Origin of the sequence: Pseudoalteromonas sp. CNC9-20, assembly GCF_022347875.1 — a bacterium.
Classification (GTDB): Bacteria; Pseudomonadota; Gammaproteobacteria; order Enterobacterales; family Alteromonadaceae; genus Pseudoalteromonas; species Pseudoalteromonas ruthenica.
In genome coordinates, this window is sequence record NZ_JAKRFS010000001.1 from 154,296 (window position 1) to 176,266 (window position 21,971).

Consider the following 21,971-nt stretch of genomic DNA (forward strand, 5'->3'; position numbering starts at 1 on the left):
AGGGTAGACTAGGCGGTTAATAACAACAGCCCAAAGTGGAACCTGTCCCCAATATGAGCGCCACTCAACCTCTTCGCATCGGCATCGTTGCCGGTGAAATGTCCGGTGACATTCTTGGTGAAGGCCTAATAAAAGCCATTAAACAACGCCACCCTGATGCCCAGTTCGTCGGTATTGGCGGTCCCCGCATGAACGCCCTCGGGTGTGAAAGCTTGTTTGATATGGAAGAGCTCTCGGTAATGGGACTCGTTGAGGTGCTCTCGCGCTTGCCTAGGCTGTTAAAGATTCGCAAAGGATTGGTGCAGCACTTTATCGACAATCCCCCTGATGTATTTATTGGTATTGATGCGCCCGATTTTAATTTGCGCGTTGAGCTGCCGTTGAAGCAAGCGGGGATCACCACTGTGCATTATGTCAGTCCTTCGGTGTGGGCGTGGCGACAAAAGCGTATTCATAACATCGCCAAAGCCACCAATTTAGTGCTGTCGCTGCTGCCTTTTGAGAAGGCCTTTTATGACAAGCACCAAGTGCCATGCACCTTTGTCGGCCATACCTTGGCCGATGATATCGCTGTAGAGCAAAGCAACCAGCATGCGCGGGCGCAACTGGGGCTCAGTAGCGACGATAAAGTGTTGGCGCTGTTACCGGGTAGTCGTGGCTCGGAAGTGGGGCTACTGACACCCACCTATGCGCAAACGGCCGAGCGTCTGCAGCAAGCCAATCCAGACTTAAAAGTTGTGGTGCCCTTGGTGAACGATGCGCGCAAAGCGCAGTTCTTAGCGTTGCAACAACAACATGCACCGAAGTTAAACGCGCTATTACTTGATGGTCAATCGAGCTTAGCGATGCAAGCCAGTGACGCCATTTTACTGGCCTCGGGAACCGCCTCACTAGAGGGAATGTTATATAAGAAACCTATGGTGGTGGGTTACAAGCTCAAAGCCATGACCTACTGGATGGTGCAGCATGTGTTTACCTTCACCATCAAATACTTCTCGTTGCCTAATTTACTGGCCGACGAGGAGCTGGTCCCTGAGTTTTTACAGCACCAGTGCAATGTTGATAACTTATGCGCCGCGCTTGAGCCAAAGTTATACGGGGATAATCAAGCTTTGATTGCGCGTTTTACGCAAATCCATAAAGACATTCGCTGCGATGCCAGTGCTCAAGCAGCCAAAGCCGTATTGGAGCTTATTGATGCAAATTAATCGTCCCGATGTTCAGTATATTGCCGGTGTAGATGAAGTGGGGCGTGGCCCGCTGGTGGGGGATGTGGTGACCGCAGCGGTGATCCTTGACCCCAATAATCCGATAGCCGGACTGAGTGATTCAAAAAAGCTGAGCGATAAAAAGCGCACCGCCTTGAGTGCTGAGATAAAAGAAAAGGCATTGAGTTACTGTATCGCCCGTGCCAGTGTCAGCGAGATAGATGAGCTCAATATCTTGCACGCCACTATGCTGGCCATGTCGCGAGCTGTGGCGGGGCTCGATATTACTCCTGACTTTGTCTTTGTTGATGGTAATCGCCTACCGCAGCTCGATGTGGCTGCACAAGCCGTGGTCAAAGGCGACGCGCTGGTGGCTGAAATCAGCGCCGCTTCGATTTTAGCTAAGGTGGCGCGGGATGAGGAAATGATAGCCTTGGATGCGCAATTCCCCGAATATGGCTTTGCGGGCCATAAAGGCTACCCAACTAAAGCTCATTTTGCGGCATTGGCCGAACATGGAGCCACCGAGTTTCACCGCAAGAGCTTTAAACCGGTGCAGCGTGTACTCGCCGAGCGGGGGCAATAATGGCCGCACCTGAATTTGTCCATCTGCGCGTTCACAGCGACTTTTCCATGGTTGATGGCTTGGCTAAAACCAAGCCTATTGTCAGTGCGGCGCAAGCACAGCAGCTCAGCGCCTTAGCCATTACCGACCAAATGAACCTGTGTGGTTTGGTGCGTTTTTATGGTGCCGCCCATGGCGCTGGAATAAAACCCATTGTCGGCGCCGATATTTGGCTCAATAGCCCGGAGTTTCCCGATGAGCCTTGTCGTTTGGTGGTGTTGGCAAAGAATAACGAAGGCTATAACAACCTCACCTTACTGATTTCTAAAGCCTATTTGCGTGGCCATGTGATGCACCGTGCTATGGTTGACCGGCAGTGGTTGGCGGAGCACAGTGAGGGGCTAATTTTACTCAGTGGCGGCAAAGACGGTGACTTGGGCAAGGCGCTGCTTAAGGGCAATGCTGGAGTGATTGAAGAGATCAGCCAATTTTACCGCCAACATTTTGCCGGCAATTTCTACCTTGAATTAATGCGCACCGGGCGCGCTGATGAAGAAAGCTACTTACATTTGGCCGTTGAGCACGCGACAGCCCATCAACTGCCTGTGGTAGCAACCAATGAAGTAGTGTTTCTTGAGCAGCAAGATTTCGAGCCCCATGAAATTCGTGTCGCCATCCATGACGGCTACACCTTAGAGGATAAGCGCCGACCGAAGCGCTTCTCCAGCGAACAGTATTTAAAAACCCCGGCGCAAATGGCCGAGCTATTCAGTGATATTCCTGAGGCGCTCGCCAATACTGTTGAAATCGCCAAGCGCTGTAACGTGACCGTGCAGCTAGGCACTTACTTTTTGCCAGATTATCCCACCGGTTCGCTAAAAATAGACGACTTCTTGGTTAAAGTCTCTCGTGAAGGTCTAGAAGAGCGGTTGCAATTCCTGTTTCCCGATGAGCAGGTACGCGCTGAGCGTCGTGGCGAATATGACGAGCGCCTGCAAATCGAGCTCGATGTTATTAACCAGATGGGCTTCCCCGGTTACTTCTTAATCGTTATGGAATTCATCCAATGGTCCAAGGATAACAATATCCCAGTGGGCCCAGGACGTGGTTCCGGTGCCGGTTCACTGGTGGCGTATGCCCTGAAAATTACCGACTTAGACCCACTGCAATTCGATTTGCTATTCGAGCGCTTTTTGAACCCCGAGCGGGTCTCAATGCCGGATTTCGATGTCGACTTTTGTATGGACCGACGGGATGAGGTGATTGATCACGTTTCCAAATTATATGGTCGTGATGCAGTATCACAGATCATTACCTTTGGTACTATGGCCGCAAAGGCAGTGATCCGCGATGTAGGGCGGGTATTGGGCCATCCCTACGGGTTTGTTGACCGTATTTCCAAGTTGGTGCCTGGCGACCCGGGTATGACCTTGGAAAAAGCCTTTGAGGTTGAGCCGCGACTGCCAGAGGCCTATGACGGCGATGAGGAAGTGCGCGATCTCATTGATATGTGCCGTATTCTTGAAGGTTGTACACGAAACGCCGGTAAGCACGCTGGCGGCGTGGTGATATCGCCGACCACCATCACTGATTTTGCGGCGCTGTATTGTGATGAGGAAGGCAAGTTCCCGGTCACGCAATTCGATAAAAATGACGTGGAAACCGCCGGCTTAGTGAAGTTTGACTTCCTCGGTCTGCGTACCTTGACCATCTTGCAGTGGGCACTGGATATGACCAACGAGCGCCTAGCCCGTGAAGGCAAGGAGCCGGTGGACATCAATGCCATTCCCCTTAACGACCGCGCCAGTATCGACCTGCTGTTACGGGCCGAAACCACTGCGGTCTTCCAGCTCGAATCGCGCGGGATGAAGGATCTTATCCGCCGCCTGAAGCCGGACTGCTTTGAGGATATGATAGCCTTGGTGGCTTTGTTCCGACCCGGTCCATTGCAGTCGGGCATGGTTGATAACTTTATCGACCGTAAGCACGGACGCGAAGAAATCTCCTACCCAGATTCGCAGTATCAGCATGACAGCTTGAAACCGATTTTGGAGCCCACTTACGGGGTTATCCTTTATCAGGAGCAGGTCATGCAGATTGCTCAGGTACTCGCCGGCTACTCACTCGGTGGCGCAGATTTGCTACGTCGAGCCATGGGTAAGAAAAAGCCAGAAGAGATGGCGAAGCAGCGTTCAACCTTTGCCGAAGGGGCGCAAAGTCAGGGAATTGACAGCGAACTGGCGATGAAAATCTTTGACTTGGTGGAAAAATTCGCTGGGTACGGATTTAACAAATCGCACTCTGCGGCCTACGCCTTGGTGTCTTACCAAACACTGTGGATGAAAACTCATTACCCTGCCGAATTTATGGCGGCGGTAATGTCGGCGGATATGGATAACACCGATAAAATTGTGACCTTGGTTGATGAGTGCGAGAATATGAAGCTCGCCTTGTTGCCACCGGATGTTAATGCCGGTCTCTACAAGTTTACGGTGAATCGCCAAGGTGAGATTGTGTACGGCATCGGCGCCATCAAAGGCGTGGGTGAAGGACCCGTTGAAGCTATCCTCAGTGCTCGCGAGCAAGGTGGCCCGTTTAAAGATCTCTTTGATTTTTGTGCACGGGTGGATTTAAAACGCCTGAATAAACGGGTGATTGAAAAGCTCATTATGTCGGGGGCCATGGATAAACTTGGCCCAGACCAAGTACAAGGTGGACGTGCTATTTTAATGGCCTCACTGCCCGAAGCAATTAAATCCGCTGAGCAGCACAACAAGGCCGAGCAATTAGGCCAAGGCGATATGTTTGGGCTGTTGGCTACCGAACCCGAGGAAGTCAAACAAGCCTTTAAGCGAGTGCCTTATTTTACCGATAACCAATGGTTGGATGGTGAGCGCGAAACGCTCGGGCTGTTTTTAACTGGCCATCCCATTAACCAATATCGCAGTGAGCTTAAACATTACACCAGCGGCAAGTTGGTGGATTTAGTGCCCACAGAGCGTGATGTACAAACCACAGCGGCCGGGCTGGTGATAAATGCACGCACTTTGGTTAATAAAAAGAATAAACGTTGGGGATTGCTGACCTTAGATGACAAGAGTGCGCGAATTGATGTACGCTTATTCCCAGAACAGTTCGAAACTTTCCAAGAATTGCTACAAATCAACAATATCTTGGTTATAACCGGACAGGTCAGCTTTGATAACTTCTCTGGCGGCATTACAATGACCGCCAGAGACGTCTGTACACTCGCTGAGGCCCGTGAAAAGCGCATTAAAGCGATGAAAATGACGGTAGATATGGCGCAAATTGATGCTAACTTCTTCGAAAAGTTAGAGAAAGTGCTGGAACCATATAAGTTCGGTACGTGTCCGATAAAAGTCGTTTATCGCCGGCCGGACGCCTTAGCCGAGCTAGAACTAGGAACACAATGGTGTGTGACGCCAGCGGATGATTTGATTCATAAGTTATCCTTACTGACGGCGCAAGATATCGAATTAGAATTTAATTAAGTGGGTTAATTAGAGCATGAGTCTCAATTATTTGGATTTCGAACTGCCAATTGCCGAATTGGAAGCGAAGATTGAAGAGTTACGCACAGTGAGTCGTGCTGGCGAACTAGATTTAGGGCTGGAAGAAGAAGTCAGCCGTTTAAAAGAGAAAAATGTCGAACTAACTGAAAAGATTTTCTCTGAGTTAGGCGCATGGCAAGTTTCGCAGTTAGCGCGTCACCCTTTGCGTCCTTATACGCGCGACTACATTGAACGTATTTTTACCGAATTTGATGAACTAGCGGGCGATCGTGCCTTCGCTAACGACCCTGCTATTCTCGGTGGTGTAGCCCGTTTAGACGGCGAACCAGTGATGGTGATCGGTCAGCAGAAGGGCCGTGATACGGCAGAGAAGATCAAACGCAATTTTGGCATGCCTAAACCGGAAGGGTATCGCAAAGCGCTGCGTCTAATGGAAATGGCCGAACGTTTCAAAATGCCTATATTCACCTTTATCGACACCCCTGGAGCCTATCCTGGTGTGGGTGCCGAGGAGCGCGGCCAAAGTGAAGCAATTGCTCGTAATTTGAAGGTCATGGCGGCATTAAAAGTACCAACAGTATGTACCGTGATAGGTGAAGGTGGCTCGGGTGGTGCATTAGCCATTGGTGTTGGCGACCGAGTGAACATGTTGCAATACAGCACCTACTCAGTGATCTCCCCTGAAGGCTGTGCATCGATTCTATGGAAAAGTGCAGAAAAAGCGCCCTTGGCAGCCGAGGCGATGGGTGTGACCGCGCAGCGAGTAAAAGAGCTTGATCTCATCAATACCGTAATTGAAGAGCCTTTAGGCGGCGCTCATCGTAACTACGATGCCATGGCGAAAAGCCTTAAAGCACAGCTTAAGCGCGATTTAGCCGAGCTGCGTGAACATAGCGTTGACGAGATGCTTGATGCTCGCTATCAGCGCTTAATGAGCTTTGGTTACTGTTAAGCCATCGCTAGTAAGGCCGATATTTGTCGGCCTTTTTATTGCCTACCTATGCAAGATACCTTTTCCTCAGAGCTTAATGCTTTACTAAAATGTGCGCCAGACACAAAAGGATTGGCGGTGGCCCTAAGCGGTGGCCTCGATTCTATGGTGCTTTTAGAGTTGGCTTGGCGCTATGCTCAGCGTGAAAACCTAGCGCTGTGTGCTATTCACGTTCATCATAACTTGAGTGCTGATGCCGATCAGTGGTTAGACTTCTGTGCACAGCAGTGTGAGCAGCGTGAAATCGTGTTTTTCAGCGAGCATGTCCACATTGGCACACAAACACGTCGTGGTATTGAAGATAAAGCTCGGCAAGAGCGATATCAAGCACTTGATAGCTGTGCGCCAGCGGGTTATGTGTTGCTACTTGGTCAACACCGCGACGACCAAGTGGAAACCTTCTTTTTACGCCTTAAACGTGGTGCAGGGTTGAAAGGGCTTGGTGGCATGCAGGCGTTGAGCTATTGGCATCAACGGCCGCTATTACGGCCCCTGCTTGGTTTTTCTCGCGCCGAGCTTAACGATTATGCAGAGCGTCAGGGCCTGCTTCATATTCATGATGAATCAAACGATGATAACGGCTTTGATCGTAATTTTTTACGCAATCAAGCATTACCGCTGCTCAGTGCGCGTTTTAACGGTTTTTATAAAAAAGTCGCGCAGAGTATGGCAATCATACAACGCCAGCAGCGGTTGTTGGATGAAATTGCGCACGATGATATTGCCAACGCCCAGGCCCAGAGCTCACTTAATCTAACATCACTACGTAAGCTCAGCGGCGCACGCTACCACAATGCGTTACGTTACTGGTTACATAGCCATGATGTGGTGATGCCCAGTGAAAAGCAACTACAGGACTTAGCTCAGCAGTTATCTTGCGCTCGCGCTGACAGTCAGATGCAAGTGCCATTGAAGCGTTTGCACGGCTTGTCATGTGTATTACGCCGATATCAAGACCATGCTTATTTGTGCACGGAGCAACCGAGCTTGGAAGCGCAGCGTTTAAGCACTGATTGTAAGAGTGTGACGTTGAGTGATGGCACCGTACTGAGTGCTCAAGCAGGCGAAGGAGTGCGCCCTCTAGAAGGGGCAGAGCAGTTGAGCGTGCGCTTTAAACAGCTAAGTAGCGTAATTCGTCCTCATAATAAAGCGCACTCTAAGAAGTTGTCACAGTGGTTTAAAGCCCTGCAAGTGCCTCCGTGGCAGCGTCAACGCGTGCCGCTTATTTACTACGATGATGTCTTGGTGGCCGTGGTCGGCTATTTCTATAATTATGATTATTTCAGCAAAAACGGAGTGCAATGGCAGTGCAGCGAACGCCCCAAGTAGGTTTATCTTTAGTCAACAAAGCCCCTGCGGCACTAGCCGTTACTTTCACGTTATTAGTGGTGGCGCTGCTGCTGAGCACATTACATGTCAATGTATTGGCCTATGCAGGGTTTAGTGGCGTATTATGCGGTGCTTTGTTACTCGCTTACTGGCTAGGCAAGGGCGGCATGTTTTTCGTGCTCGGGATACTGGCACCGCTGGTGAGTGTTATTGCCATTGATATACCCAGCTTTACATCCTTGTTTCAGCTGATTTTGGCATTCTTCTCTGGGTTTTGGCTGCTATTGTGTGTATTTAAGTTAGTGCGCTCTAAAGCGTGACTGTTAGCCTCACCATAATGGGTATCGCGGCCTAAGTTCTTCGCTTGATATAAGGCTTTGTCGGCGCGGGCAAATAAACTCATACTAGAGTCTTTGGCCTCAGCCAAGGCATAACCAATACTGCTTGTCACACCATGACGAGCCATCAACGCATTGGCATGCACCGCCTTTTGCACTCGCTCGGCGACAACTTGGTTGGTATCAAAATCGTCGTCGTCAATCAGCACCGCGAACTCATCGCCGCCAAAACGAAAGACCGAGTCGGTACCGCGTACTGAACTTTTTAGGATCATGGCAAACTCTTGTAGAGTTTCATCGCCTACTTGGTGGCCCTGTTGGTCGTTAACCTGCTTAAAGTTATCTAAATCCAATAGCATCAAGCTGAAAGGACGGTTCTGACGGCGGCAAACCTCGAGCTTCTTTTCCATGCCAATATTGAAGTCGCTGCGATTATTGAGCCCCGTTAATGGGTCGCGCGTGGCTAGGCGTAACACCCGGTTGTAAGTGAGGGCATTGCGCAGTGGATAGCTGAGTATTTGGTGCCATTGTTTTAGCTGCGTACATAGCTGATCGCTAAACGGGCTGTGGCTGTAGTACACCAGTTGCCCGAGATGCTCTTGTTCAACGTCAATATCGAAGCGATTGGCGACACTGGTATTGCGGCTGTTGCTCATTTCACTGACGCCCAAACTACTGTGTAATTGCAGGCCATCAAAACTGGCATAAGGCGCTACAAATTGCGCGAACGTATCAAGCAATACCACCACCTCCAGACTACGCTGAAGTTGCTGGGTTAACGCCACGACATTGACCGCAGATTGCGGGCGGCAAAACGATGCCGCTTGCTGCTGATCATGGCTTGATTGTGTATTGGCATAAGTCAAAATGTGGACATTATCCATCTATTGCACTCCCAGACTAAATTCGTAGTGTTTATAAGCGAAAAACATGCCAAATTTTTAAACTGGATATAAAACAAGCCCTTGCTATAGTTAATGTTAAAGTATTAGCCCAGAGTCAGGTCTTTGACGCCAAAGGAGTGCCATGCAACAGCTGTTTATTGAATTGATGGGTCTATTACTCAGTGCGGTGATCTTAGTGTGGATGTTTAAACGCCTTGGATTGCCGCCTATCTTAGCGTACTTAGCCACAGGGTTGTTGGCCGGACCGCATGGATTTGCCTGGCTTGCCAATGGCCATGAAATGCATGGTATCGCTGAGCTTGGCATTGTCTTTTTACTATTCAGTTTGGGCCTCGAATTCTCCCTGCCACGCTTGATTGCCATGCGTAATATCGTGTTTGGTGTTGGCTTACTGCAAGTGGTGCTCACTTCTGCGGTGTTTTTCTTGTTGTTGTGGGGTTTTGCGTTTGACGCGTTGAGCGCGTTTGCCATCGCAACGCTAATGGCGTTGTCCTCTACGGCGGTAGTGGTTAAATGCTTGAAGGACACCGGGCAGCTGCAGAAACGGCGCGGTCAACTCGCTGTTGGGGTGTTGCTGTTCCAAGATTTAGCTGTGGTACCGCTGCTTATTACCATCCCGTTACTGGCCAGTGATACTGAGCAATCATTAACCTATAGTTTGGCAATGGCTTTGGCTAAAGGGGCCGTTGTGTGCACCTTGCTGTGGGCCATCGGCAAATGGTGTTTGCCACGGATCTTCAATGAAGTGGCGCGAATGCGCAATGAAGAGCTGTTTGTATTAACCACTTTATTGGTGACGTTATTTGCCGGTGGGCTGACTTACTGGTTCGGGTTATCCATGGCTTTAGGGGCTTTTTTAGCGGGAATGATGTTGGGTGAAAGCCAGTACCGTCACCAACTTGAAAGTGATATTCGGCCGTTCCGGGACATCCTTATGGGGCTCTTTTTTGTCACCGTGGGGATGCAGTTAGACTTAGCCTATGTATTAACGCATGCCCATATTATTTTTGCCGCGTTAGCGGTATTGATGCTCAGTAAACTGGTGTTACTGGCTGGTATTGCGCAACTGATGGGAGAGCGCAAAAGCGATGCTTTAAGTGCAGGCCTGATGCTCTGTCAAATGGGGGAGTTTGGCTTTGTATTGGTGGCTTTAGCTGGGAACCAGGGAATTTTTGCTGGTGAGTTGGCGTCGTTTCTCATCGCCTTAGGGGTGTTTTCCATGGCCATTACTCCGTATTTAATAGAGCACTCGCCTAAGTGGGTACATCATCTTTTTCGCGCCAGTACTGAAGCCCCCGAACGCATTGAGTGTGTTGATGAAAGCCTCAATGAGCATGTGATAATTTGTGGATACGGGCGAGTTGGACAAAATATCGGGCGTTTTCTTTCCAGTGAGGCGTTGCCTTTTGTTGCTATTGAACTGGACCCTTACCTCGTGCAACAAGGAAGAAATTCCGGTTACCATGCCATGTTTGGCGATGTCACGCAAAAAAGCATTCTTGAGCGCGCAGGAACGGCACAGGCGCGTTTGGTGGTGATTACCTTCACTGATCTTAGCAAGGTACAAATGGTCGCCGAGGTAGTGAAACAAGTCGCGCCGCAGGTGAATATCCTCGCGCGCATGCCCGATGATGCTCATCTTGATGAGTTAAAAGAAAGTGGCGTGTCAGAGGTCGTGCCTGAGTCGTTAGAAGCCAGCCTGATGTTGTCGTCTCATGTACTATTTATGAGCGGGGTGCCGATGAAACGCATTATTCGCCGGGTTAGCCAAGAGCGAGAAAACCGTTACTCCTTATTGCACAGTTATTATATTAGTGATGAGGCGCCACATCGCGATGAAAACACCGAGCGTTTGGAGTACTTGCATGTGTTTGCTTTGGCAGATAACGCCTATGCCGTGGGTAAAACCATCGCCGAGCTCAACTTGCAAGCGCGGCGTGTGAGTATTGCCGCGCTGCGCCGTCAAGGACGTGAGATAGAAGCGCCCAGTATTGAAACCAGTCTACAGGGGCATGACGTGCTGGTATTAAAGGGCAAACCACGGCGAGTAGAGCGTTGCGAGCGCTTTTTACTCAATGGCGGCAGTTAATCGAGACACAAAAACGCGCGCAGCTGCTCCAGTTGCGCCAGCCCGTCCTGATAACCTAGCTCCATCAAGTGTTGTGTATAGCGGCGTTCAAACAACAAGTAGCTCGGCAAGCTCGACTCACTGTAGCGTTTTACGCCGATACCACGTAGTAGGGTGCGAATCGCCAGCGGCATGTCATCGTAATACTCGCTACTAATGGCATTAAAGTTATGTGATGGGTTGATCACCATCGTATCGATATGTTTGAGCTCACGATGTTTATCTTTCGCGCTCAACAACCCCACCGTACGGTTAATGCGCTCAAGGCGCTCTAAATCACCATGCAGTGTGTCAGCAAACACGCTGTCCAACAGATGCCCCGCGATATGCGAAATTCCCGGGTAGTGCGGCGCATATTTACGATGTTCCTCTTTGGGCTGTTCAACACCGATAACAAAGATGCGCTCGGCACCAAGGTGAATGGCGCTGGACAGGGGAGACATCTGGTGAATGGAACCATCACCATAGTATTGGTGTCGAATCTTTACGCTGGGAAAGACCACGGGAATAGCACTGGAGGCCATCAGGTGTTCTAAATGGATGCGAGCTTTGACACCCTGACGTTTGGCCCGCCGCCAGGGTTTGGCCTCATTGCTTTGATAGAAGGTAACGGAGTCACCGGTACTGTAGTTAGACGCAGTGACTGCTAACGCATCGAGCACACCACGGTGAATGTTACGGTCAATACGCTCCATAGGCAGCACTTCGGCTAATAACTGCCGCAGAGGGGCATTGTTGAATAAGCTCGCTGGGGCATGGTTGGCGTGCCCAGAGCGAAAGCTCGATAAAATATTTTTTATAAGGTGGCCAAATACATGCGCAAAATCACTGCGATAAACATCGCTGGTGTGAAACTGCCCCCAGACTTGCTCAAGCTTGCGGCTCGCTAAATGAGCACACGAAGCCCAACATCCAAGCGCCACAGAGTTAATTGCTCCGGCAGAGGTGCCTGTGATCACTTTAAATGGCAGTGGCGCCGTTCTTGGAAGGCTTTGCGTTAGCGCTTTGAGGACTCCTACTTGATAAGCGGCTCGCGCGCCGCCGCCGCTCAGTAGCAACGCTGTTCCAGCGCGACCGCAATTAGTTTGCTTTCGCATTGTATTTGCACTTAAATGGACACATAGTATTAATGTAAAAGATTCTAAAATAAAAAGATATGCTCAACGGCGAGTATGCTCGCAGCAATTAGGGCAGATTACTTTTTGAAGATTGGCGATTTTGACTTTTTCATAACGGAGCCTTTATGAGTGAACAACCTACCGAACATGAGAGTAAACGCGGACCCAGCCGTAACAACATCATCCTAGCATTGGTGGTATTAGTGGTGCTGGCTGTGGTGGTAATTTTTGTCGTCAGCAAACAATCTCAACAGCCTTTACCACTTGAGGCCACTCCTGAGCCTGCACAGTTGCCAGTGGAGGACAAACCTCAGCCTGTTGCAGAGCCCGAGCCTGAAAGTAAACCCCAAGCCGCGCCGGCAACCACAGACGTGAGCAACCCCGATGAGCAGCAACAGCGTCCACAGTCTCGTGAAGACGAACAGCCCGAGCCGCAACCCGAGTTGCCGGCCTTGGACGATAGCGATGAGATGGTCAGCGCCAGCTTGCAACAATCACTGGCTCAATCCAGCGCTAATTTGCTGGTCAATGATGACTTGATCCGCCGCACTGTAGTGTTTGTCAATAATCTCGCCGAGGGGCGTGTGGCCACAAACCACTCGCCAGTGGAAAAACTCGAGCAGCCTTTCACCGTGGAAGAGGGCGATGTGCTGACGATGGATCCGCAGAGCTTCGAGCGCTATGACCCGTATGTTGGTATTTTGACCTCGATGAATACCGATCAGTTGGTGGCACTGTATGAACAATATGAACCACTGATTGAACAGGCCTATGGTGAAGTTGGCGATCCTAACAGTAGTTTTGAGGCGCGCTTAAAGCAGTCGATTGACTTGCTTTTAGAGACACCCGAAATGACTACTCAGGTCCCCTTATTACGGGATTCAGTCACCTACAAGTACGCTTATTCCGAATGGGAGAATTTACCTCCCGCTCAGAAGCAGCTATTACGCATGGGGCCAGAGAATGTTGAGAAGGTAAAAGCGGTGTTGAAGAAGCTGCGCGCAGAATTGGATTAACTAAAGTTACGTTAAAAAAGGGGCCATCGGGCCCCTTTGTTATTACTAATTGGCGGTGATCGATAAATTTACACCCGTGGCGCTATTATAGCCGTACAAATCAATGTACCAAGTTCCACTTTGCGGGTTACTAATGGTACAGGTTTCATTGTTACCATTTTTGTATGGACGGCATTGCCATTGCGACTGGCTCGACGGTGAGCCAAGGTTTAAATACAGATCGGCATCGCCGCTACCGCCGGATATACTCACCTGTAATTGCGAATAGCCGCTAGTAAGAGGCTGCTCAAAGCGTTGCCATTGAGAAGACGCGACAGAAATAGGCCCTTCGCTACGATTAATGGGAGTTGGACCGGTTGAACCTGTTTGATACTCACCGACCAGATTGACACCGGAAATGGCATTCCAGGCCTCAACCATCACGTAGTAAGTCCCTGTTTGTGGCGCGCTAAAGCTACAGCTTTCGGTGCTTGATGCTGTGGTACTTTTGCAATCATAGCTACTGAGTGTCGGTGGCGTGCCAAATTGCACGTATAAATCAGCATCACCGCTGCCGCCATAGGTATTAAAGTTAAGATCAGTGGCATCGCTGGGTACATCCATGGTGTAAAGCAGCTGTTCCTTAGCACCAGCGCTAAGGCCAGACTCAACCACACCATTAGTGAGCTCGTTATCACTCGGTGGTGGCGGCGCAGAGCCAGCGCTTTTCGCAAGCTCAGCGAGATAAACACTGGCCAAGCGTGCAAAATTGATGGCATGACTGGCATCAAACTGGTCGTCACTACTGGTGTGAATTCGGTAGTTGATATCACTCATTTTTGATTCAAACGGCATCGAGGCGGCAAAGCCTTGGTTATGCCAAGAGGCATGATCCGAGCATCCGTAACCACATTGATCATAGCCAATAACCAGGTCACTGAGATAAGTGCTGGCAAGGTTTGCCATAAATTGATTCTGGCCGCTGTTGGTATAGTCGGTCATCAATACAATATCTTCAGCTGAGCCGTTATTACCGGTCATATCAAACTGCGCCATGCCCACCACATTGATGCCTTGGCTTTTGTAATCGCTAGCTATAGCGCCGGAGCCTCTGAGTCCCACTTCTTCAGCCGCAAAGCCCATAATTTTGATGGTGCGTTTAGGCTTAAAGTCACTGTCGACGACCGCTCGCAGCGTTTCGGTTAATACTGCTATGCCGCTGGCATTATCATCAGCTCCTGGTGCACGACCTTGGCTGGGTGATGATTGGTTAATCGAGTCTAAGTGACCACCAATGATCACCACTTCATCACTTAACTCTTGTCCGGCGATTGTCACTACCACCGAATCTTGAGCCCAACTATGGTTGTAACTTTGCACGGTGATGTCGCTGCGACTACTGGCGATTTGTTGCCAGTGGGTGCGTAACCAATCTGCTGCATCGACACCGCTTTGTTGTGAATAGTAACGGTTGTGAAATGCTGCTAGGGTACTTACGGTGTTATCTAGACGAGTGGTGCTCAGCTCAGCCAGCAGCGCCTGGGCTGCAGCGGGGTTATCGATGCTGTAATTAACATTGGCAACTGTTTGTGTGTTATTGACTTGAGCCTGTTGCAAGTAGGCTTTCGCCGCTTGCTCAGATTCATGATAAATAAAGCCGCCACAGCGTTTGTACTCATGGTGCATAAAGTCGCTTAGCCGATGTATATGCTTAGGATCTATAGCGATAACATCAACTGCTGTGCCAGCGATTGATTGCGTTGCAGCGCTTTGCCACTGTGTTTTTTGCTGTTTTTGATAGTGCGCCATGGCATGGGCCTCGACCGTGATCCATGCCTTTTCCGGTGCCGCTAAGGCGCTGTTCGTAGCGCAAGCAAGCGCCGCACCGATGGCGAGGTAAGAATATTTCATAAGATGGGTCCTTAAACGAAAAAGGGGCCAGTAGCTGGCCCCTACTCAGGGAGAATGATTTAGTCTGCTTGGATGGATAGGGTGACACCACTTGCTGCGCGGTAGCCACGTAAATCCATATGCCATGTACCTGCTTGCGGATTGCTAAAGGTACAGGTTTCTGAGTTACCATTGCGATATGGACGACAATCCCAGTCGCTGGTGGTTGATTGCGAACCAAAGTTGACATACAGATCCGCATCGCCGCTACCACCGCTAATGGTTACCGTGAGGTTGCTGTAGCCACTGCCAATGTCTTGGCTAAAACGAGCCCAGCCGCCTTGGTTAACACTGATGTTGCTCTCGGTGCGATCAATCGGCGTTGGCCCCGTGCTACCATCGTCATAGTTACCTTCTAAGGTCACATTACTGATTTGGTTCCACGCTTCGACCATGACATAGTACTCACCGCCTTGAACAGGACTAATTGCACATGACTCAGTACTGGTTGATGACGTGCTGTTACAATCGTAATCGTTAAGCGTTGGACGTGAACCATATTTCACGTATAAATCAGCATCACCTGAACCACCTGAGGTGTTAAAGGTGAGGTTCGTAGCACCTGCGGGCACATTCATAACGAAGAACATTTGCTCTTTCGCCGCACCGGAAATACCTGTACGTGGCACGCCGTTGGTGATTTCTTCGTCAGGTGTTGGCGGAGTTGAACCACAGTCACTACCCGCGCTTAGGCTTGATGTTACCCCTACGGCCGCGAGGGCTGCTTTAACATCATTTGGCTCATAACCAAGATCGCACGCGGCGTCCATCACACCGTTACCTGCTAAGTCCCAGTTAGTACTCGCTGTCCAATAAAGTTGGTTAGCACGTGCCATGGTCTTAAAGGCCTTTTGTGTATCCCAGCCGCTGGTGGTTGCCAACAAATAGAAAGCCTTGTTGTACACCCCTGAACTGTAATGCACATCCATGCCTGAGTAGTAATCTGATTGATTACCAATGGAGCGGCCGTCTTGTGGAGGATTAGCCATGTAACGTAACGCACCATTACCTTTGAAGATTTGCTCACCGACGAGCCAATCATTACTACCCAGCATGTAAGCTTCCGCAGCTTCACCGGCCATATCGGAGAACGCTTCATTTAAGCCGCCTGATTTACCAGAATAAACCAATCCGGAGTTTTGCTCGGTAAAGCCGTGGCTGACTTCGTGTGCAGACACATCGAGGCTAACTAATGGGTAAAAGGTTGTGGCGCCGTCACCGAAGGTCATCGCTTGGCCATCCCAAAACGCATTTTCATAGTTATTGCCATAGTGCACGCGCATACGCAACTGGAATGACAATGGCGCAGTACCAACCCAATCGTTGTACATATTAAACACTACGTTGCCAAAGTAATGGGCATCATTAAGAGGTGAATAGGCGCCATTCACTTGCTGGTAGGTATTTTCTGGGCAGGTAAAGCTGTACGCTGTTGAGCCGCTAGTACCATTATTGAGGTTAATGGTGCGCACATTGGCGTTTTCCATGGTACAAGTGCTGCCAGATTGGCTCACATCCAAATAGCCGTAGTCGGTTCCGTAATTGTATTGTCCGGTTTTCTGGTTGCCGCCTGGGCCGGTGGCATCAGCATGCTGTAAATTGTCGAACTGATGCAATACATTACCGCTTTTGGCGTCGATAATCATGTAGGGACGCGACGGGGTATCACCATAACTGTTGTAGGTCACCTCATAAGCAAGGTGCGCTTTGTTCGCATCGTCTAACCAAATGACTAAGCGAGATTGCTCATTCTCGATGGCAGGCGCTGCTTTGCCTTGATGCATTTTACGATGCATGGCGCGCACTAGTTTGCCTACTTGCTTCTTACTTACCTTGGCGTTTACCGAGGGGACGTCGGCAGCGATGTTATTGACCACGGCGCCATGGGCACGAATAAGCTGATCATCTTTGTTGTAAGTTAGAATGGCATGATCGCCGATAACAGGAATGCCTTTGTGCATTTGCTGATAGCGAAACGTTTTATCGCCGTTTTGACTGTTGTACTGCTTTACAACACTGATACCATCCTGAGTATCAAGGCCGAGTACCGTTGCAGCGGGGGAGGCTGAAACGGCAGTCGACTTTGCCATCATAATATCTTTAATTTGATTTTGTTCACTTAGGTAGGTTTTTTGCGCCGCAATACTCGTTGCGGGCAAAATTGCTGCCAGTGACACGGCTATTGATAAGGTTGATAGCATAAATCCTTGAGGTTTATTCATTGTTTGCTCCCGATTAGTTTTCCCGAATGGGTGGTGCTGAGCACCGCTAATACTCGTTTGATCCTGCAAACTTCTCCAAAGCGAGCGATTCTAATCTAGTCAAAATGGGTACTAATGTAAAATAAAAGTAAAAATTATTAATTTAAAATTAAATAAATATTAAATTTATCCAGATTGCTCAATGCCTTGACGAGTAATTTAATGTGTTAAAACGTAATCAAGGTTAAAATGTGTACACTTTTGTTTCCAAAATGTGTAAGTGAAAGGTTATTGCTTCGCGTTGGGTTAGCGAGTTACAAAAGTGGAGCAGGGCTAAAGTGATGCGTATTACTGCGAAATGGTCAGTTACTAGGCAGTTGGTAGTAAATAGTAGGATTTTCCTTGAATCCCAGTAGTAAAGTCGCGATAATCCCTCCTGCGCCCAACGAAGGCCCTCAATGGTAGCCTTATTGGTCCTCTCGCAACACTAGCAGGTGAATCTGGTCAGGCCCGGAAGGGAGCAGCCACAGCGTGTGACGTGTGTGCCGAGATGTGGCTGGTAAGGCTGCCACCCAAATTTCCTCCTTTGTTGTTTGAAGTATAAGTTGACAAACTTGAAGTTAAAGTTGACATAAATTTGAACAATAAGTTGTCATAGCCAATTTTTAGTCAGTGCGCTAGAAAGCAGCTATTACCGACGCAAAACCAAGTACTCTAGAGTTAAAATCCTTTTTAAATTCGCCAGTCAAAAGATCAAGGCGACCTGTCTCTTAGAGTCGGCATTAGAGTTCGATGCCTGTGTGCATGCCTGTGCCCACTTCGAATATTCCCCAGCGATTACCGTGTTCGAGGCTCAGCCTCTTTGCTGTCAATACGACCATGCGAACTGCCGAGTAGGCAGCTGAAATTAGACCAGGAACTAATCAATCACAATATGTTACTTTTAACTGCCGAAAAGGCAGGGCTAGACATCTTACACCCCAGCAAATACTGGGGTCTTTTCTGTTATTCAAAACGATAATCTGAGGTATATCTAACCGTATTGAGTTAGGTTAGGAGCTTTCCTATAAATAGTGTTCGAATATTTAGATTGGCAATGTTATCACTAACAGCCGTTACCTGCCCCAAAACAAGCTAGAAAATTTTGCTCAAAGGACTAACAACACCGTTTGCGCCTTGCTGTAAAACATACGTATATATTTGCGTTGTCTTCACATCGGAATGACCCAGTTGAGCTTGCACGGTTCTAATATCTGCACCACTTTGTAGTAAATGAGTAGCAAATGAATGCCTAAAAGTGTGGGGCGTTATAGGTTTTATTATTTGTGCTTTTTTGGCGGCCTCTTTAACCGCTTTACGTACACCTGTTTGATGAAAATGATGTCGGCGAATCTCGCCAGTTTCAGGATCAGCACTTAACTTATATGAGGGAAATAGATACTGCCAAGCAATTGACTTATTGGCGCTAGGATATTTTCTTGCTAGTGCCTTTGGCATCCATACACCAGCATATTGTTCATTCTGGGAATCTAATTTTAAGTATTCATCAGCCTGAGCTATTTGATTTCTTAGCAAAGGTATAAGTTCTGTGGCGAGTGTAACCACCCGATGTTTATTCCCTTTACCATTCCAGATCCGAATGCACTTGTAGTCAAAGTCAATATCCTGAACTCTTAGTTGAACAGCTTCCATTACACGTAAGCCGCTACCATACATTAAACCTGAAATTAAATAATATCGTTTACTTAAAAACGACATGAGGAGTTTAACCTCCTCGGGGGTCATAACAATTGGTAACTTAGATTGGCGCTTGCTTCTAACAAACGTTAGATTCGGACACAATTCCTGTTTAATTATTTGCTTATACAAAAAAGATAACGCATTTAACGCTGTCGCTTGTGTTTTAGGCGACACATTCCTTTTAAGTACAAGGTAGTCGAGATATTCGACAACCTCGTTATTGCCCATTGAAGCTGGGTGACGTTTATCATGATAATGAATCTAGGAAGAAATCCACTTAAGATATGTATCAACGGTTCTGAGTGAATATTGCTTGGCCAACATTAACTCGGCGATGTGGTTTAAAAATGGTGAACGAGTTCTCATTGAGCTAGCTCCAACAAGTGGCTGTACATATGTACAGTGTTGTTTTGTTTTTCCTATAGTCAAGAAAACGACCCATTGGGTCGTTTTTGTCTTATCCACGTTTAGAGTAATGTAACGTAACTTCAATGCTGGTAAGTACTTCCTAAATTTGCTATCAATGGTCTAAGGACTAAAACGAGACAGGTTGCGGTAGAAAAACGACCCAATCGCTCGATATTAAATTGTTAGGGCCATATAAGAAGACTAATGAATCAATGGACAAGATAATGAAATTATTTTCGCTTTTATCCCCTACTTATATTTTGGCCGGGTATCTGAAAGAAAAATACGATAGAACCGAAACCATCAAAGTTCTGAATTCTTTTTATCTGTGGGTTTCTATTGTTAGTACTATTTCACTATTGATATATCAAGAGTATTTCAACCCTATTGGTAAGTTGGCGCTCAATTCACAATTAAATTTTGTTGCCATCTTTACTTGGTCTTATTTTCTTTTTTCTCGGTGTAATGAAATATTTTGGGCATTTCTTAAAGATGCTTTCGAGAAAATGGACAAAGACATAAAACCTAGTAGCAACCTAGAGCCTAGAGATCGCATTCGGCTTTCCTTGAAAAGCTACCTGGAGTTGGTAATCAACTTCTCCATATTGTACTTGTTGCTTCCGTTAACTTCTGACGTATGGCGCAATGGTGTGTTTCCAGAAAGTATCACAGATGCCTTGTATTTTAGTGGCGTCACGATAACGACTTTGGGGTATGGTGACATTAGCCCAGAACATTGGTGGCCACAGTTTCTTACCGTCTATGAGGTATTCTGTGGGTTCACTTTATTGATCGTGTGTTTTGCAATATATGCGGGTAAATTGAATGAAAAGCCCTAACAATCGCATTCACACGGATAATTTGCTCTGCTGCGCGCCGCAAATTTCCGGTGATGCGGGGCGTTATGTGAAAAGCAGCTATCAAGAATGGAAAAATAATTAGAATGCCTAAAGATATGGACGACTTCCTAGATTTCATACGTAATGAATTGGGTGAGGGCACTTGGGTTCCGCTTTATAAGAACCTAAATAAAGACGATAAATCTGAGGATGGCTCGCTATACTCCTGCTTAGTTTCACCAGATAATACCCAAAAAGCAATGGAAGGCTATGGGTGGGATTTGCTCCCTGGTAGTGGAGGCCCGTCAATAGTATGGAGTGGCAAAGATAATATCTGGTATGAGCCAAATAGTTCCGAATATCTACCGCTTGTTATCTATAGAGATTTTCATGGCACAAGAAAGCCGTACAGAGAAATATTACAAGAATTAGTATTGTACCTCGAGCTTTACCATGACACGGTTAATCATAAATATGTTGTTGATGATGACAATGGAACTGAAATTCAGGTTGTCAGGTATTCAGATGATGAAATTCTTATAAGAAAATCATTCTTGAAAGCATTTATGTCTGCTAGGCAAATGAACCTGTTGTTATTTTTTGAGAATTCGCGCCACAAAGTTACAAGTGAACGGTTGCCGGATGAGCATGTGAATGATCCTTTCGTTTCATACACTAGGTTTTGGGATAGCTCGTACGTAGAGGGCTATAGCACTTTCACTAGAGTGCTAGGAAAAAAACTTTTTAATTGCTCTCCAAGAAAAGAAGAGTACTACAGCCCATTCAATGTAGAGAAGAGCTATGAATCATTCATTATCGAAGGTGATGCTCATGATCATCATCTCCACTCCTGTGATCCTTCTTTGTTAGCCGACTATTTCGGAAAAAATAAAGGTGCGCCTCATTATTTAACTCCGGTTTACTTCGATAAAGCAGTACTTCAAAAATATTTTGGGTCTTCATCAGAGTATGAGGTACAAGATAGTGCAATCCATAAGCATGGGTATTGGAAATTGCGCTTTGACAATAACTCGCCGGGACACGTTTGTGTTTTTTTAGGTGATCTTGGCCGAGATATACCTCACTCCGAGCAGATTTACTGGAAAAGCTTTAATCTTGCTCCAGAAGGGCGATCTATGAGTGATACCTATTTTAAAAGAAGTATGCTCGGAGCCTTTGCTGATGCGGAAAGCCCAGATTTGGTTTTCAAATCATATTTTGAAAGGTTTCAGAATCATTGGTTAAGAGATAAAGGCTGGCCACTTTTTTTACCGCTCGCCGAAACTGATGCACACTGTTTAAAAACGGTGCATTCCTTGACTAAAAATGAACAGTCAGAATTTGATGCACAGATACTATCACTGGTAAAAATTACAATTGACTCCATTAATGTTAAAGAGCTTAAAAAGCATGTTTCTATTGATGAAAATGGATCTATTAAGCTACTTGCAGAGTTTCTAAATAATGGTGGTGTGAGATTTGACGCAGCAACCTTCTTGGGAGGGTTGCAAGGCGTTCGATCGACAGGTGTAGCACATAGACGTGGTTCAAAGTATGAGAAAACGATTGCACGCCTTGGAATAAAAGACGACGAGCTGATCAAAGCGTTTGATAGCATTCTTGAACAAATGACAGACTTGTTAATTGAGGTTGAGAAAGCCTTTCTAGCGCAGGAGGTTGGCAGTGAAGAACTCACATAACAAAGCGCTGCTGCCGGACAAGT

General features: G+C 47.7%; 14 protein-coding genes, 1 other RNA gene and 1 pseudogene. 11 read left to right on the top strand and 5 right to left on the bottom strand.

Translation table 11 applies throughout. From position 1 onward, the window contains the following. Nucleotides 1–53: 53 nt before the first annotated feature. From lpxB to MHM89_RS00725, 6 genes are read left to right on the top strand one after another with little or no spacing between them, the layout of a single operon-like run. Nucleotides 54–1,208 (top strand): lipid-A-disaccharide synthase, encoded by a 1,155-nt coding sequence (lpxB, locus tag MHM89_RS00700; RefSeq protein ID WP_239407831.1) that lies wholly within the window; start codon nt 54–56, stop codon nt 1,206–1,208. Beyond that, nucleotides 1,198–1,794: a ribonuclease HII gene (gene rnhB, locus MHM89_RS00705; RefSeq protein WP_239407832.1), complete on the top strand. Its 597-nt coding sequence runs from the start codon at nt 1,198–1,200 to the stop codon at nt 1,792–1,794. Before lpxB ends, rnhB begins: the two co-directional genes overlap by 11 nt. After that, nucleotides 1,794–5,285, top strand: coding sequence for a DNA polymerase III subunit alpha (gene dnaE / locus MHM89_RS00710; protein WP_152440918.1), 3,492 nt, complete (start codon nt 1,794–1,796; stop codon nt 5,283–5,285). Before rnhB ends, dnaE begins: the two co-directional genes overlap by 1 nt. 16 nt (nt 5,286–5,301) lie before the next feature. Beyond that, a complete protein-coding gene (gene accA, locus MHM89_RS00715; protein ID WP_022946673.1) occupies nt 5,302–6,258 on the top strand; it encodes an acetyl-CoA carboxylase carboxyl transferase subunit alpha in 957 nt (318 codons plus the stop codon). A 48-nt stretch (nt 6,259–6,306) separates the two neighbouring features. Next, nucleotides 6,307–7,626, top strand: a complete 1,320-nt coding sequence (tilS, locus tag MHM89_RS00720) for a tRNA lysidine(34) synthetase TilS (protein ID WP_239407833.1) — start codon at nt 6,307–6,309, stop codon at nt 7,624–7,626. Then, a complete protein-coding gene (locus tag MHM89_RS00725) occupies nt 7,599–7,946 on the top strand; it encodes a hypothetical protein (RefSeq protein ID WP_152440916.1) in 348 nt (115 codons plus the stop codon). Before tilS ends, MHM89_RS00725 begins: the two co-directional genes overlap by 28 nt. On the opposite strand, the gene MHM89_RS00730 is transcribed toward MHM89_RS00725, so the two are convergent. Then, complete coding sequence (locus MHM89_RS00730; RefSeq protein WP_022946671.1) at nt 7,871–8,848, bottom strand: GGDEF domain-containing protein; 978 nt, start codon at nt 8,846–8,848, stop codon at nt 7,871–7,873. The genes MHM89_RS00725 and MHM89_RS00730 overlap by 76 nt on opposite strands. A 142-nt stretch (nt 8,849–8,990) precedes the next feature. Here MHM89_RS00730 and MHM89_RS00735 point away from each other — a divergent pair, with 142 nt between their 5' ends. Further along, nucleotides 8,991–10,958 (top strand): monovalent cation:proton antiporter-2 (CPA2) family protein, encoded by a 1,968-nt coding sequence (locus tag MHM89_RS00735; RefSeq protein WP_239407834.1) that lies wholly within the window; start codon nt 8,991–8,993, stop codon nt 10,956–10,958. On the opposite strand, the gene MHM89_RS00740 is transcribed toward MHM89_RS00735, so the two are convergent. Beyond that, nucleotides 10,955–12,094 (bottom strand): patatin-like phospholipase family protein, encoded by a 1,140-nt coding sequence (locus MHM89_RS00740; protein WP_022946669.1) that lies wholly within the window; start codon nt 12,092–12,094, stop codon nt 10,955–10,957. The two genes, MHM89_RS00735 and MHM89_RS00740, sit on opposite strands and share 4 nt — an antisense overlap. A gap of 146 nt (nt 12,095–12,240) precedes the next feature. On the opposite strand from MHM89_RS00740, the gene MHM89_RS00745 reads away from it, so the two are divergent. Further along, nucleotides 12,241–13,131, top strand: a complete 891-nt coding sequence (locus tag MHM89_RS00745) for a DUF3014 domain-containing protein (RefSeq protein ID WP_239384176.1) — start codon at nt 12,241–12,243, stop codon at nt 13,129–13,131. Between the two features lie 45 nt (nt 13,132–13,176). Here the strand turns inward: MHM89_RS00745 and MHM89_RS00750 are convergent, their stop codons facing one another. Next, complete coding sequence (locus MHM89_RS00750; protein WP_239407835.1) at nt 13,177–15,021, bottom strand: M20/M25/M40 family metallo-hydrolase; 1,845 nt, start codon at nt 15,019–15,021, stop codon at nt 13,177–13,179. A gap of 59 nt (nt 15,022–15,080) precedes the next feature. Beyond that, nucleotides 15,081–17,261, bottom strand: a complete 2,181-nt coding sequence (locus MHM89_RS00755; protein ID WP_239408090.1) for a M4 family metallopeptidase — start codon at nt 17,259–17,261, stop codon at nt 15,081–15,083. Between the two features lie 468 nt (nt 17,262–17,729). Between MHM89_RS00755 and ffs the strand changes: the two genes are divergently transcribed. Then, nucleotides 17,730–17,826, top strand: an RNA gene (gene ffs, locus MHM89_RS00760) — signal recognition particle sRNA small type. Between the two features lie 569 nt (nt 17,827–18,395). On the opposite strand, the pseudogene MHM89_RS00765 reads toward ffs, so the two are convergent. Continuing rightward, a pseudogene (locus MHM89_RS00765) lies at nt 18,396–19,367 on the bottom strand (integron integrase). 266 nt (nt 19,368–19,633) lie between these two features. Between MHM89_RS00765 and MHM89_RS00770 the strand changes: the two are divergent. Together MHM89_RS00770 and MHM89_RS00775 are read left to right on the top strand one after the other, a co-directional pair. Next, nucleotides 19,634–20,248 (top strand): potassium channel family protein, encoded by a 615-nt coding sequence (locus MHM89_RS00770; protein ID WP_239407837.1) that lies wholly within the window; start codon nt 19,634–19,636, stop codon nt 20,246–20,248. Between the two features lie 104 nt (nt 20,249–20,352). Next, complete coding sequence (locus tag MHM89_RS00775) at nt 20,353–21,948, top strand: hypothetical protein (RefSeq protein ID WP_239407838.1); 1,596 nt, start codon at nt 20,353–20,355, stop codon at nt 21,946–21,948. Nucleotides 21,949–21,971 lie beyond the last annotated feature (23 nt).

What these genes read in the sequence shown, in the direction of transcription:
- tilS (WP_239407833.1), top strand. Translation starts at nt 6,307, where the DNA reads ATGCAAGATACCTTTTCCTCAGAGCTTAATGCTTTACTAAAATGTGCG.
- rnhB (WP_239407832.1), top strand. Translation starts at nt 1,198, where the DNA reads ATGCAAATTAATCGTCCCGATGTTCAGTATATTGCCGGTGTAGATGAA.
- MHM89_RS00770 (WP_239407837.1), top strand. Translation starts at nt 19,634, where the DNA reads ATGAAATTATTTTCGCTTTTATCCCCTACTTATATTTTGGCCGGGTAT.
- MHM89_RS00735 (WP_239407834.1), top strand. Translation starts at nt 8,991, where the DNA reads ATGCAACAGCTGTTTATTGAATTGATGGGTCTATTACTCAGTGCGGTG.
- dnaE (WP_152440918.1), top strand. Translation starts at nt 1,794, where the DNA reads ATGGCCGCACCTGAATTTGTCCATCTGCGCGTTCACAGCGACTTTTCC.
- MHM89_RS00740 (WP_022946669.1), bottom strand. Translation starts at nt 12,094, where the DNA reads ATGCGAAAGCAAACTAATTGCGGTCGCGCTGGAACAGCGTTGCTACTG.
- MHM89_RS00725 (WP_152440916.1), top strand. Translation starts at nt 7,599, where the DNA reads ATGGCAGTGCAGCGAACGCCCCAAGTAGGTTTATCTTTAGTCAACAAA.
- lpxB (WP_239407831.1), top strand. Translation starts at nt 54, where the DNA reads ATGAGCGCCACTCAACCTCTTCGCATCGGCATCGTTGCCGGTGAAATG.
- MHM89_RS00775 (WP_239407838.1), top strand. Translation starts at nt 20,353, where the DNA reads ATGCCTAAAGATATGGACGACTTCCTAGATTTCATACGTAATGAATTG.
- MHM89_RS00745 (WP_239384176.1), top strand. Translation starts at nt 12,241, where the DNA reads ATGAGTGAACAACCTACCGAACATGAGAGTAAACGCGGACCCAGCCGT.
- MHM89_RS00730 (WP_022946671.1), bottom strand. Translation starts at nt 8,848, where the DNA reads ATGGATAATGTCCACATTTTGACTTATGCCAATACACAATCAAGCCAT.
- MHM89_RS00750 (WP_239407835.1), bottom strand. Translation starts at nt 15,021, where the DNA reads ATGAAATATTCTTACCTCGCCATCGGTGCGGCGCTTGCTTGCGCTACG.
- accA (WP_022946673.1), top strand. Translation starts at nt 5,302, where the DNA reads ATGAGTCTCAATTATTTGGATTTCGAACTGCCAATTGCCGAATTGGAA.
- MHM89_RS00755 (WP_239408090.1), bottom strand. Translation starts at nt 17,261, where the DNA reads ATGCTATCAACCTTATCAATAGCCGTGTCACTGGCAGCAATTTTGCCC.